This is a genomic window from Treponema sp. SP13 (assembly GCF_050938355.1).
In the GTDB taxonomy this organism is placed as follows: domain Bacteria; phylum Spirochaetota; class Spirochaetia; order Treponematales; family Treponemataceae; genus Treponema_D; species Treponema_D socranskii.
This window is the reverse complement of sequence record NZ_JADOVM010000004.1, coordinates 189620-202066: the sequence shown is the minus strand read 5'-3', so window position 1 is coordinate 202066 and position 12447 is coordinate 189620. Positions and strand designations below refer to the sequence as shown.

Here is a 12447-nt window from a genome sequence, read left to right as displayed (position 1 = left end):
ATAATAAATTATATACTGGATACTGTATCCAATAAAGAGGATTTTATATGAATACTTTTAAAATCAGGCCGATCAATACGGGTTTTGTAACTATGGTTCCAAAATTGTATTTATATCATCATTCTACGGTAAAATATTATCCGAACGCTTCAGATAAGTTAGAGGAATTCCCAGTATTTGCATATCTTCTCTCTGATGGCGATAAACTTATTCTTGTAGATACTGGAATGTCAGACACAAAACGCGCAAATGAGTATCATCACCCCGGTTCATATCAACCGAAGGGAATGTCAATAATTGAACAATTGAAAAAACTAAATTATGCGCCCACAGATATAAATATAGTTATATTTACGCATTTGCATTGGGACCACTGTTTTTATATGGAACAGTTTACAAACGCAAGATTTTTTGTCCATCATAAGGAATACGAATTTGCCATAAATCCTATTCCGCTGTATTACAAATCTTATGAAGCACCGCAGCTTGGGATTACAGCACCATTTACCGGAATAAAAATGGAACTTGTTGAAGGCGAACAAGAAATAATACCAGGAATTCGTGTATTTGAAACGCCGGGACATTCTGTAGGGCATCAGGGAATTGAAGTTGACACCGAAAATGGAAAATATCTTATCTGTGGAGATGCCGTATTTATTATGGACAATCTTAAAGCCATACCCGAGATTCATTATGATATTACTCCGCCTAATAGGTTCGCAAATATCGTCGAAACATGGAAAAGTATTGAAATAATAAAGAATCGGGCAGAAAGCATGGATAAAATTCTTATTTGTCATGATCGGACGATGCTGGAAAGAGTGAAAAACGAACCTATTATCGGACTAAAATAAAATCAAGGAGTAAAATTGTGTCTGTAATTGCCGTTATTGCCTGCTTAGATACTAAATATCACGAAACGGTATTTGTGCATCAGAAAATAAAAGAATTTGGGTGTAAGACGCTGCTTATAGACATAAGTACAGGAGTTAATCCTCCTGTAGTTGAACTTATTCCCGACATTTCTCGTAACGAGATAATAATAAATGCAGGATCATCATGGGATGAATTTTGTCAGCTTGAAAAAGGAGTCGCCATACAGATAATGGCATCTTATGCCTCACTCATGGTACAAGAGCTTTACAAAAAAGGAAAAATTGACGGAATTATAGGCATGGGAGGACTCCAGAATACAGTTATATGTTCGGCCGCCTTTAGGGTACTTCCGATAGGATTTCCTAAGGTAATATGTTCTACCATAGCGTGTGGAGCGAGGACATTTGATACTGTAGTGGGAGATAAAGATATTGCCGTATTACCGTCGATTGTGGATTTTGCCGGAATAAATCCTATCAGTGAAGTTATTCTAACGAATGCGGTTGCCGCTGTGGTCGGTATGGTAAAATATGGACTTCATAAAATCGATACACACGGCCGGCAACTGATTGGGACAACTTTAATGGGGATTACAAATGATACGGTAATGAAAGCTGCCGATGTTCTTACAGCAAATGGACGGCATGTAATAAGTTTCCATTCGACCGGTATAGGCGGTAAAGTGATGGAATCTCTTATACGACAGGGAGTCATTACGGCTGTTATGGACTTATGTCTTCACGAAATGACTGCCGAATATCTTGGCGGTAGAGGATATAGTAAGGGAGCCGATAATCGCCTGTGCGCTGCTTCAGAAATGGGTATTCCTATTTTGGTATGCCCCGGCGGTATTGATTTTGCTTGTCTGAGCAAAGAAGATTTTTTCCCGGATCAAGAAGATCGCGGATATGTCTGGCATACCAAAGATTATCTCACCCATACTCGGCTTTGGGAGAATGAAATTCTTGATATTACACAGATTATTGTTGAAAGGCTTAATAGGGCAAAGGGACCGGTACGGGTTATTCTTCCGCTTGGAGGGCTTCGAACTATGAGCCGCGTAGGTGAATTCTTTTATAAACCGGCGACGATAAAAAAGATGTGTAAAATTTTCAAAGATAATCTTAAGCCCTCAATAATATTTAAAGCTTTTGAACTTAATTTTGATGATGACGAATTCAGTACTATATGTGCACGGGAAATGTTGGAACTATTAGATCAATACAAAGGATCTAAAAGATGATAGATCGATATAAAGAACTTACTGATTCTATTGTTTTAGCTGCAAAAAAGATGTATGCACTTCGCTATGAGATGAGCAATGGCGGTAATATAAGCATTAGAATACCGGATAGCGATCTGATGATAATAAAGGGTACAGATGTTGCTTTTGATGAAATTACTATTTCCAATCTTGTTATTGCCGATTTTAAGGGGCACGTAATTGAGGGAAATATAAAACCTTCGAAAGAAAGCCTTTTGCATGGAGCGATGTATTATTCGCTCCATGATATAGGTGCGATTATGCATTGTCATTCCCCTTATGCAACAGCTTGGGCGGCATACCATGACGATTTGGAATTTGCGACACATCATGCTAAATTGAAATTAGGTTTTTGTCCGGTTTTTGATACGCATTCTTATGCAGTACCAGAAGAATATTTTCCTATGATCGTACGTACCTTTCATCAAGAACCGAAAATGAAAGCTTTTATATTACGTGCGCACGGGCAAGTCACGGTAGGGCGAACTATACGGGAGGCGTCATATTTAGCTGAGCTTGTTGAGGAAACGGCACAAATAGCAATACTTGCGCATTCTAGCATAAATAAGGACCCGGTAAAAAAAAGTATCTAATATGGGTACTTTTTTATAATAATTTTAGTTGGAAAATCATCATTGTATCCCCGTCTATTCTCTGTTATGTGTAAAACAAAAATATTGGAATTATAACCGCTTTGCTTTATGTTTTGTAATGCTTTTTAAATTTTTCATTTCCGTATTTCGATAATCTAAATATGTGATATACAGCTTTCTTTTTATTTAAATATGTATTATTCTGAAATTAAGGTTAGATATTATGGAACAAATAAAAATTAATTATACTACCGTATCCGAATCCGTATATCTGTGGATAAAGAATGCCATCATCAATGGCGATTTGAAAGCCGGTGAAAGGCTGGTGCAAGAAGATCTTACACAGAATTTAGGTGTCAGCAGGACACCGGTTAGAGATGCTTTTAAAAGGTTGGAATCGGAAGGTCTCGTGGTCAATCGTCCTCGTTATGGTGCCGTTGTTTTCCAGCCGTCAAAAGAGCAGCTTGTTGAGATATATAAAATCCGTACGCTCATAGAACAGTATTGTGTAGAAAACACTTGTAAATTGGCATCGGATAAGGAACTGGACAATATCAATAAAATCAACAAACAGATGGGAAAGATACCGCCTGTAGCAAATGAATATATGCTTTTGGATTTTCGATTTCATAAAAAGATATGCGAACTTTCCGGTTGTACCAGCGTAACGATGGAAATACTGGAAGGTCTTTGGAATAAGTGTAGCAGCTTCAAATCGCTCTATTTCTCTTTGCTCGGTAAGCCGCTCGATACTATGAAAATGCACGGTAAAATTGTAGAACATCTTATCAAAAGAGATGCAGCAAGAGCGAAAATTGCAGTTGCCGAGCATTATGAAGATGTAGTACGCAGTATAGAAAATTCACTATTTCTCAAATAACGAATACACAATATATTTTTATAACAGCAATGTTTTCCTGTGATATGCCTTTAAAAACTGCGGTTTTAGAGATTCTTAAAGGTATATACAACGTGTCAAAAATATTTTACCTTTGTGATTAGTATTACTGATTTTGGAGGTCATTAAAACAATCGATAGAATGATAAAATTTTCTTGACAAGTTGGCAGATTGGCTTTACTATATACTAAGTAATGTATCCAAAATCCAGTATTCATAATCTGGAAAAATAAACCAGCAAGGAGAATGTCATGATGAAAAAAGCGATAGCAGTTTTCTGTACAGTTGTTTTATGTTGTGCCGCTCTGCTTGCAAACGGCCAGACAGAATCTTTAGGATCGGGATTTTCCGGGGGAAGTAAAAAACAAAAAATAACGCTCAGAATAGGTTCCGGACATTCGGAATCGAACCCTTGGATAACTGCCCTTGAAGATTATTTTGTAAAGAATGTTTCGGAACGTGTAAGTAAAGAAACCGCTTATGAGATCAATTGGGTAAAAAACTATGGCGGCTCTGTTATCTCTTTGGGAAATGAATTACAGGGTGTTCAGGACGGATTGGTAGATATCGGTTGTACGATACTCGTTTTTGAGGCTTCCCGTCTGCCCCTTGTCGACATGGTATATAGTATGCCGTTTTCGTGCTCTGACCCTTTGATTGTTGCGGATATTATTAAAGTAATGTATGCCGAATATCCTGAATTTACTGATGTTTATGAAAAACAATACAATCAACATTTTTTAGGTATAGGCGTTTCTGACCCTTATGGTTTCTTTTCTACAAAACAAGTAAAGTCCCTGACAGATCTTGCCGGTATGAAGATTGGGGCTGCAGGCATAAATCTTGCTTGGATAGAGGGATCCGGGGCTGCCGGTGTACAGACTTCTTTGAACGATACCTATCAGAATCTTCAAACTAATGTGTGTCAGGCTACTATTCAACCGACACATTCATGTATAAATCTTAAAGTTTACGAAGTTGCGCCGTATTATCTTGATGCGAATTTCAACGTTGTTCCGTTCAATTCGATTACGGTAAATAAACAGACTTGGGATAAGCTGCCTGTAGAAATACGGAAGATACTGACCGAAGTCGGCGCCGGTTACCTTGATTACGAAGCTAACTATATCAATAAAATACATGAACAGGATCTGAAGACAATAAAAAACCTTAAGGGAACCGTGATAGATCTGAGCAGGGAAGAACAGGAAAAGTGGGCTGCTTCATTACCTGATATAGTAAATCAATTGGTAAAAAGATTGAATACCGGAGGATTTAAAGGTTCGGAGATTGTGGAACGGTATTATCAGCTTCTTGAAGAGAGAGGGGTAAAACGCGTTCGAAAATGGAATACTAAAGGTTAATTTTAGAAGCATCGCTGGATCAGATTTTACGAGAAGCGTCTATGCAATTTTGAAGATATCGGCGATGCTTTTAAGCTGTATTTCTTTGTAAAAGTCCTTTATCGTAAGGAAGGCGTATATGTCTCGCATCTTAAAAAAAATAATTAAAGGGAGCAGAACCTTTATGACATGGATGGATGGAATTGCCTCCATATCCATTGGTTTTATTATGGTACTGATAACCGTAGATGTTCTTTGCCGTATTCTTTTGAATAAACCGCTCGTCGGCATAGCCGAGGTTGTCAGCAGCATTATAATTATTATATGTTTTTTAGAGATTCCTTATGTCTCCATAAGAAAGGCACATGTCAGAACAACAATTTTGTATGATAAAGTCGGTTATACGGGTAAGCGGATTATTAATCTTATCGCCGCAATCTTAGGTATATTTGTTTATATTTGCATTATACACGCGAGTTTTCCCGGCTTCTTAAATGCACTTAAGATCAATGAAGCTGAAATTGCAGGTTCTACGCGTATTACAACGATTCCTGGAAGATCGGCTATAATTTTCGGTTCCATTTTCATGATCATTGAGTTTATAAATCAAGTCTTCAGTATTGTATATGAATTAATTTTGTGTTCTCCTGCCGGATCCGATGTATAAATGTCTTGCTTTAAGGAGGAGTAAGTAAATGAGTCCCTTGTTTATTGCAATTTTTTCTGTAGTACTTTTATTAACTTTAATTTTTTGTGGAATACATTTAAGCACCTCTCTTATGTTTACAAGTGTAGTGACTGTATTTCTTTTTACTGGAAGATTTAAGGTTGCTATGAATGTTTTGGCGCAATCTGCTTGGGGTGCAGTCAGGCAATACATGTTTGGTGTTATCCCTCTCTTTGTCTTGATGGGTATGTTTGCAAATCTTTCCGGTACAAGTAAAGATTTATATGATTCCACTTCATTACTCTTAAAAAAAGTCCGCGGTGGTGTCGGGATAGCGACGGTTATTGCAAATGCTATTTTCGCAGCTATAACCGGAGTGACCGTTGCTTCTGCCGCTATTTTTACAAAGATTGCATTACCGCAGATGCTCCGATTGAACTATAATAAAAAATTTGCATTAGGAACTATAGCAGGTTCCGCAATTTTGGGAATGCTTATTCCGCCAAGCTTGCTTATGATAGTGTACGGCTCACAAGCAGATGTTTCGATCGGTAAATTGTTCGTAGCGGCTATCATGCCGGGAATAATAATGACGATTGCATTTATTATTGTAATCATGCTTGTCGGAAAAATAAAACCGCAATATATTCCTGAAGTTGAAGAACTTACGGAAGAAGAGAAGAAAAATTTTTGGAAAATCGTTTTTAAACCGTGGCCGATTGTTGTATTGATCATCATCACCCTCGGCGGTATTTGGGGAGGATTCTTTACTCCTACAGAAGCCGGTGGTGTAGGAGCGTTTGGTTCTCTTTTAATTGTTTTATTCAAAAAAGGATTTAAACCGGTGGAGATATGGGAAACTTTATTGGCAGCCGGTTCCACTTCTGGAAGCGTGTTGATTCTTCTTATTTCCGCTTCGACTTATTCCAAGACTTTGTCGATGTGTGGAATTATAAATACACTTAATTCCTTTGTAAACGGAATCAATGTTCCATCCATTGGAATTATCCTTATTTTCATACTGATTCTTATGGTATTAGGATGTATTCTCGATTCTACATCCATACTGCTTTTGACAACACCGCTTATGTGCCCGATTGTTCGCGATATGGGATACGATATGGTATGGTTCGGTCTTGTAATGATCATTGCTATTGAAACAGGCATGATTACTCCTCCTTTTGGGATGAATGTGTTTACCGTCAAATCGTCCTTGCATGGGATCAAAGGAAACGAAGATGTTACTGTTAATGATATTTTTGCCGGATCTTTATGGTTTTTGATCGCGATTGTCATTGTAGATTTAATCTGCATATTTTTTCCGATCGTTGTAACTTATTTGCCTAACCATATGTAATCAATAATTTATATTAGGAGGATATTTGTATGAATGAATTAAAGATTCCGAAAGAAAAAACCGCAATCGTATTAATCGAACCGCAGAATGATTTTTTGTCTCCGGGTGGAACCATGTATGCTTATATTAAAGAGCAACTTAAGGAACGTAATGTTATAGCGAATCTTCAGTATCTGCTTGACCATGCGAGAGGGAAAGTTGCTAAGATCTTTTATTGTCCATTCCATCCTTTTGACGATGGTTTCCCGGAACTCAAAAAAGGTGGTCCGGCGTATGAAGGACTTCGTGGTCTGGAAATAAATATGAAAGCCGACTGGGGTACAGGCGCGTGGTTGCGCGGAACACCCGGGCCGGAGATTATAAAAGAACTGACTCCTAAAAAGGGCGATGTGATTGTCGAAGGTAAAAAGACATTGGATGCATTTCATTCTACAGCATTAGATTATTATCTTAGAGCTAATGAAATTGAGTATGTAGCCTTTACGGGATTTCATACTGATTGGTGTGTGGAATCTTCCGCCCGTTCCGCTTACGATAAAGGATATCGTGTTATAGTTATAAGCGATTGTACCGCAACCGATACTCAAGAAGAACAGAATTTTTGTGAAAAGTGGATATTCCCCAAAATAGGCAAAGTATTAGATCACAAAGAGTTTTTAATGACTTTGGTGTGAGAAGCATGGACGGTGTTTGCTATGCGTACATCTATGTACTTTTTGCACACAGAGTTATTATATACACATAGGTGTACGCATATTTTCTATTACTACTTTTACTGCTTTGCGCTTATATCTGCTGCAGTTTTAAGGTATTTTCCCGCGGAGTAGAGAGAGAGAGCAAATTTGTACGGCGTTTCGCTGCACGTGCCGTAGTATTTCGCATCGTCGCCGGCACCTTCTTTATAGACGCTTACGGTAATCGCTTTGCCGCCGGCCGTGATGACGGTGATCGATTCGCTTGCCGACGGAAGCACAAAACCGTCGTCGAGCCACGAGTCCGCATTCAGTGTTGCAAGCGACGCCGCCCAATTCGAAGCCTTTTCCGCATCGACGCTTGCAGCGCCGCCGGTTGCAGCCCACGAAGCGGGATCGCCCGATTTTGCAATCGCCAATACCGTGCTCCCCATGCTTTCGGAAACGGCGGTAAGCTCGCTCGAATCGACGGAGTACACCGATTTGCTGCGCAGGGCGTCGGCGTCTTTTTTAAACGTGTCGCGGAGCGTTCCCGATACGAGGTAGATATCTTTTTTGCCGTCGAGCGTAACGTATGACTGCGAACCCGTCGACGACGCTTTTCCTACCGTGAGCGTGCGCACGAGATCGCTTCCCTTATATGCGTTTACGACGATCGCATTCGCCTTGTCGATTTCATAGCGTTCGTCGACCGCATCGCTTCCGGCTTGGGCAACGGTGTCGAGAACGCGTATGTTTTTTACCGCATTGACAAGTGCATCGACGGTATTCGTATCCGCCTTGTATCGCCTCTCTCCGACCGTCCAGCCGTCATCCGATTTTGCAAGTTCGATTACGGCGCTCGCGTTTTCGATTGTAAGCTTATCGGGATCCGCGCCGAGCGTTTTATTTTTTACCGAGCTTCGCAGAGAAGAGGCGATTTGCGCGATATATACGCCGAGCAAAAGCACGCATGCAGTCAAAAGCATTATTTTTCGTTTACTCATTTTGTATCACCTTCCTTCGATTTCGTATCGATGATGCGCGCATCGTTCGGATTGTATTTTGCGCGGATGCGTTCTCGGCGTTTGTTGCGCATGCGCCACATTATAAATCCCGCGATGACGACGATGACCGCAAGTCCGAATTCGTTGAAGTACTGTACGGCAAATGCGAGCGGACTCCCGGCGTTATGCAGCGTATTGAGCGAAAGCCCCTTTGTGCGCATTGCACAAAAATCACCGTTGCCGTTCATATAGTCGATGACGTTGCGCGTAAAAAGCGCGACCGGCTCCGAACTGTTTTCTTCGATGAGTTGAGGACCGGTGATTTCCGATGTTCCCGCGACGAAGATTTTTCCGCTCTGCACGTTTTCCGACAAGTGCGCTTTTTCCGTAAGCGCTCCTTCTGCGGCTGCGGCGGGATCGGAATCGAAAGCGCTTTTGAATTTTCCTTCGGCGAGCGCTGCAAGCGTTTCCGCTTTTTCGACCGACTTGTCGTATGGCGGCTGCATCATCGGGTTCAGCTGGATATTGTCCGAAAGCAGCCACGATTTCGGAGACGACTGCACGAGCTTTGTCACTTTGACATCGGCGTTGCTTTCGGCGCCGCTCGTGTCGATTGCGGACGTTTGCAAAAAAAGGATCCTTGAGAGGTTGTCGGTGATCACGTTCTTTTTTGCAAGCTGTTCGGCGGGGATAACCGGCGCCCACCACAAGGATACGTTTCCGTAATTTTGCTGACGCGGTTTGTAGCAATTTTCGTCGAGCACGTAATTCGTTTCCGGCTTGATGCCGTACGCGTCGAATAATTTATTAAGATTCGTCGAAAGCGGCGCAAAGGACGGCGCCTGATAATAGCCTGCCGACTGCGAATCGAAGGGGTCGACGAAAAAGAGCGCGTTGCCGCCGCGCATGATAAACTGATCGATTTTGTACAGCTCTTCGTCGGAGAATTCCGTTTTCGATCCGTTGATGATGATCGAAGCGACGTTTGCGGGAATCGCGTCTTTCGAAAGATCGATTTCATCAAGCTCGTACATATCGCTTGTAAGCGATATGAGCGGTGAAGTTCCCGCCTGCGAATAGAGGGGTGTTTCTCCGTGCCCCGTTACGTAACCGATTTTCGTCGCTTTTAAAAGCAGGCTCTGAAGGCTGTCCGAAAGCGATTGTTCGAGTTCGCCCAGCCCCGCGATGACATAGCCGAGGAGCGAGCGCTGCATCGAAAGCGGGATGAGACGGAACGCGTCTCCGTGTTCCAGCACGAGACCGATCGCACCCGAGCCCGTCGATCCGTTTTCCGCCGTCCAATTGATGAGCGGAATGCCGAAACGCGACTGCAGCGTGTTCAAATCGGATGCGGACGGATTTATTTTTTCATAATCGATTCTGCCCATACTTTGCTTGTTGACGCTTTCATAGGCGTCGCGTACTGTCTTTTCGATGTCGTCGAATCCTCGTATGTCGAACTGTTTGAGCGCGTCGGTTACGTAGAGCGTCAGTTTGATGCGGTCGTCTTTCGGAAGGCCCGAAAGCACGTTCGCCGCCGAAATCATTTTGCCGATCTTCGTCGTAAGCTTGTATTCGAATCCGTCGGACGATGTAACGCCGTCGAGCGTTTCGACCGCGTCCGCGTAGGAGATGACGAGCCCCATATATGCCTGCTTGAAGCCGACTTCGTTGTTCGCGACCTGTTGGATCTGGACTTGCTGCAAGCCGTACTGTTGCGCGAGCGTTTCATTTTCCGCTTTGCTCATATCGACGATCGAATAGGAAAAGTTGCGGTTTGCCGCTCCCTTGTATTCGACGAGGATGTCGCGCACGTACTGCGCGGTCGTGCTGTACGGGGCGGGCAAATTACCGCTGAAAAACGCGCGAACCGACAGCGGTTCGTCAAGCGTTTTGACGAGCTGTCTGCTCGCTTCCGACAGCGAATAGGATTTCGGCCGCGTCAAATCGAAACGCAAAAACGCTCTGCGTCCGACGAGGTTCGCGAGAATTAATAAAACGACGAGGAGCGCAAAATCGCTCGAAGAGGAGCGAAACCAGTTGATGATTTTTTTCATTTTTACTTCCTTTCATTTTGCTGAACGATCACCGTAAGGTAAAAGAAAAATACGGTGAGCGAAGCGAAGTACAAGAGGTCGCGCGTGTCGATGATGCCGCGTGCGATCGATGAAAAATGCGACGACGCGGAAATATACGACAATGCGGCGACGATTCGGGCGGGCAGGAAAATCAAAAACGAATCGATCAGCGTCAGCGAAATGCAGATGATAAAGGCCGCAAAAAACGCGATGATTTGATTTTTCGTAATCGCCGACGCGAATACGCCGATCGCCGAAAACGCCGCGCACAAAAAGAAGGCGCCTAAAAACCCTCCGATGACGGGCCCCATATCGGGAGAGCCGAATATGAAAAGCGGAATGACGTACAGCAGTGTCGGAGCGATCATTGCGGCCGCGCTTAAAAACGCTGCGAGCCATTTGCCTGCGGCGACATCGTTTTCGGTGACGGGGAGCGTCATAAGCGTTTCGATCGAGCCGCTCCGTCTTTCTTCGGCAAACAGCCGCATCGTCAGCGCCGGAATAAAAAACGAAAGCAAAATCGGAAGGAGCGAAAAATAATTTCTCAGTTCCGCTCTGTCCTGAAAAAAGAAAAAGACGAAAAAGGTGATGCCCGTGATGACGAGAAAGAGCGCCGTGACGATGTACGCGACGGGACTCGTAAAGTACGCGGCGAGTTCCCGTTTCATGATAACGACGGCGGGAGAATGTTTTTTGTTAATCGTGTCGGTCATTTTTGCGCCTCCGCTGTAGTGAGTTCGTGGAACACGTCTTCAAGACTGTTCCGCTGCATCGCAAGCTCGTACAGCCAGCCGCCCTTCGCCGCGATCGCTTTGAAAAGGGCGGGCCGGACTTCGGCCGTTTCCGAAACCGAAACGAGGAGCGAAAACGCATTCGCATCTCCGTTTACGGCTTCTCCGTTTGTCGCCGAAACGTTTTCGACTCCGGCAATCGCTTTGAGTTCGGTCGTGATATCGGCTTCCGAGCATCCGCCTGCGGTGAGCTTGAGAGCGGCTTTATGGCCGTAGCGTTCGCGCAGTTCATCGGTCGGACTGTCGGCGACGAGTTTGCCGTTTGCGATGATGATGACGCGGCTGCACAGCGTTTCCACTTCGCCGAGTATGTGCGTCGAAACGATAACCGTGCGCGTCTTTCCGATTTCGCGGATCAAGTTTCGCACTTCGCCGATTTGATTCGGATCGAGTCCGCTCGTCGGTTCGTCCAAAATCAATATTTCAGGATCGTGCATGAGCGCGTGCGCGAGCCCGACACGCTGCCTGTAGCCGCGCGAAAGCTCGGAGATATTTTTATCCATCACTTCTTTGAGGCCGCACTCTTCGCACAGGCGGGGAATTTTTTCATCGGCATTTTCGCCCTGCATGTCCGCGATATAGCGCAGGTAATCTTCGACAATCATATCGCCGTAGAGAGGCGCGGCTTCGGGCATATAGCCGATCTTTCGTTTCGATGCGACGCTTGCATCTTCGATGTTCGTACCGTCGATCGAAATCGTACCTCCGGACGGTTTTAAAAAACCGGTGATCATGCGCATCGTCGTCGTTTTGCCCGCGCCGTTCGGGCCGAGCAGACCGACGATTTGCCCCGTCGGGATCGAAAAGCTTACATCGTTTACCGCACGGAATGTCCCGTAATTTCGGGACAAGTGCGAAACTTCTATCATATATCCTCCATAAAAACTTTTGCAGGTACTAG

12 protein-coding genes are annotated in these 12447 nt (G+C 43.5%); 8 read left to right on the top strand and 4 right to left on the bottom strand.

The annotated features are described in order from the left end of the window. Positions 1-47 precede the first annotated feature (47 nt). From IZU26_RS08880 to IZU26_RS08845, 8 genes are all read left to right on the top strand, one after another. Entirely contained in the window at positions 48-854 is an 807-nt protein-coding gene (locus tag IZU26_RS08880) for an N-acyl homoserine lactonase family protein (RefSeq protein ID WP_433278406.1), read from the top strand. Between the two features lie 17 nt (positions 855-871). Then, positions 872-2119 carry a Tm-1-like ATP-binding domain-containing protein gene (locus IZU26_RS08875; RefSeq protein WP_433278404.1) on the top strand — a complete coding sequence of 416 codons (1248 nt, stop codon included), beginning with the start codon at positions 872-874 and terminating at the stop codon, positions 2117-2119. Continuing rightward, complete coding sequence (locus tag IZU26_RS08870) at positions 2116-2733, top strand: class II aldolase/adducin family protein (RefSeq protein WP_433006228.1); 618 nt, start codon at positions 2116-2118, stop codon at positions 2731-2733. Before IZU26_RS08875 ends, IZU26_RS08870 begins: the two co-directional genes overlap by 4 nt. 223 nt (positions 2734-2956) lie before the next feature. Further along, on the top strand, positions 2957-3613 hold the full coding sequence (locus IZU26_RS08865; protein ID WP_433278402.1) for a GntR family transcriptional regulator: 657 nt from the start codon (positions 2957-2959) through the stop codon (positions 3611-3613). Positions 3614-3883: 270 nt separating this feature from the next. Beyond that, entirely contained in the window at positions 3884-4996 is a 1113-nt protein-coding gene (locus IZU26_RS08860) for a C4-dicarboxylate TRAP transporter substrate-binding protein (protein WP_432898601.1), read from the top strand. 163 nt (positions 4997-5159) lie between these two features. After that, on the top strand, positions 5160-5642 hold the full coding sequence (locus IZU26_RS08855; RefSeq protein ID WP_432898604.1) for a TRAP transporter small permease subunit: 483 nt from the start codon (positions 5160-5162) through the stop codon (positions 5640-5642). Between the two features lie 28 nt (positions 5643-5670). Beyond that, on the top strand, positions 5671-6999 hold the full coding sequence (locus tag IZU26_RS08850; protein WP_433278400.1) for a TRAP transporter large permease: 1329 nt from the start codon (positions 5671-5673) through the stop codon (positions 6997-6999). Positions 7000-7028: 29 nt separating this feature from the next. Then, positions 7029-7673 carry a cysteine hydrolase family protein gene (locus IZU26_RS08845; protein ID WP_433278398.1) on the top strand — a complete coding sequence of 215 codons (645 nt, stop codon included), beginning with the start codon at positions 7029-7031 and terminating at the stop codon, positions 7671-7673. A gap of 98 nt (positions 7674-7771) precedes the next feature. On the opposite strand, the gene IZU26_RS08840 is transcribed toward IZU26_RS08845, so the two are convergent. Genes IZU26_RS08840 through IZU26_RS08825 form a run of 4 tightly spaced genes read right to left on the bottom strand, consistent with a single transcriptional unit; the run spans position 7772 to position 12415 of the window. After that, the gene (locus IZU26_RS08840; RefSeq protein WP_433278397.1) at positions 7772-8677 is read right to left on the bottom strand and encodes a DUF4340 domain-containing protein; all 906 of its coding nucleotides are present in this window, start codon (positions 8675-8677) and stop codon (positions 7772-7774) included. After that, positions 8674-10734 (bottom strand): GldG family protein, encoded by a 2061-nt coding sequence (locus tag IZU26_RS08835; protein ID WP_433278394.1) that lies wholly within the window; start codon positions 10732-10734, stop codon positions 8674-8676. The genes IZU26_RS08840 and IZU26_RS08835 overlap by 4 nt, the downstream gene beginning before the upstream one ends. Before the next feature lie 2 nt (positions 10735-10736). Continuing rightward, complete coding sequence (locus tag IZU26_RS08830; RefSeq protein ID WP_433278392.1) at positions 10737-11468, bottom strand: ABC transporter permease subunit; 732 nt, start codon at positions 11466-11468, stop codon at positions 10737-10739. Beyond that, complete coding sequence (locus IZU26_RS08825) at positions 11465-12415, bottom strand: ABC transporter ATP-binding protein (protein WP_433278390.1); 951 nt, start codon at positions 12413-12415, stop codon at positions 11465-11467. Before IZU26_RS08825 ends, IZU26_RS08830 begins: the two co-directional genes overlap by 4 nt. Between the last annotated feature and the right edge of the window lie 32 nt (positions 12416-12447).

What these genes read in the sequence shown, in the direction of transcription:
- IZU26_RS08880 (WP_433278406.1), top strand. Translation starts at nt 48, where the DNA reads ATGAATACTTTTAAAATCAGGCCGATCAATACGGGTTTTGTAACTATG.
- IZU26_RS08870 (WP_433006228.1), top strand. Translation starts at nt 2,116, where the DNA reads ATGATAGATCGATATAAAGAACTTACTGATTCTATTGTTTTAGCTGCA.
- IZU26_RS08865 (WP_433278402.1), top strand. Translation starts at nt 2,957, where the DNA reads ATGGAACAAATAAAAATTAATTATACTACCGTATCCGAATCCGTATAT.
- IZU26_RS08860 (WP_432898601.1), top strand. Translation starts at nt 3,884, where the DNA reads ATGATGAAAAAAGCGATAGCAGTTTTCTGTACAGTTGTTTTATGTTGT.
- IZU26_RS08855 (WP_432898604.1), top strand. Translation starts at nt 5,160, where the DNA reads ATGACATGGATGGATGGAATTGCCTCCATATCCATTGGTTTTATTATG.
- IZU26_RS08850 (WP_433278400.1), top strand. Translation starts at nt 5,671, where the DNA reads ATGAGTCCCTTGTTTATTGCAATTTTTTCTGTAGTACTTTTATTAACT.
- IZU26_RS08845 (WP_433278398.1), top strand. Translation starts at nt 7,029, where the DNA reads ATGAATGAATTAAAGATTCCGAAAGAAAAAACCGCAATCGTATTAATC.
- IZU26_RS08840 (WP_433278397.1), bottom strand. Translation starts at nt 8,677, where the DNA reads ATGAGTAAACGAAAAATAATGCTTTTGACTGCATGCGTGCTTTTGCTC.
- IZU26_RS08835 (WP_433278394.1), bottom strand. Translation starts at nt 10,734, where the DNA reads ATGAAAAAAATCATCAACTGGTTTCGCTCCTCTTCGAGCGATTTTGCG.
- IZU26_RS08830 (WP_433278392.1), bottom strand. Translation starts at nt 11,468, where the DNA reads ATGACCGACACGATTAACAAAAAACATTCTCCCGCCGTCGTTATCATG.
- IZU26_RS08825 (WP_433278390.1), bottom strand. Translation starts at nt 12,415, where the DNA reads ATGATAGAAGTTTCGCACTTGTCCCGAAATTACGGGACATTCCGTGCG.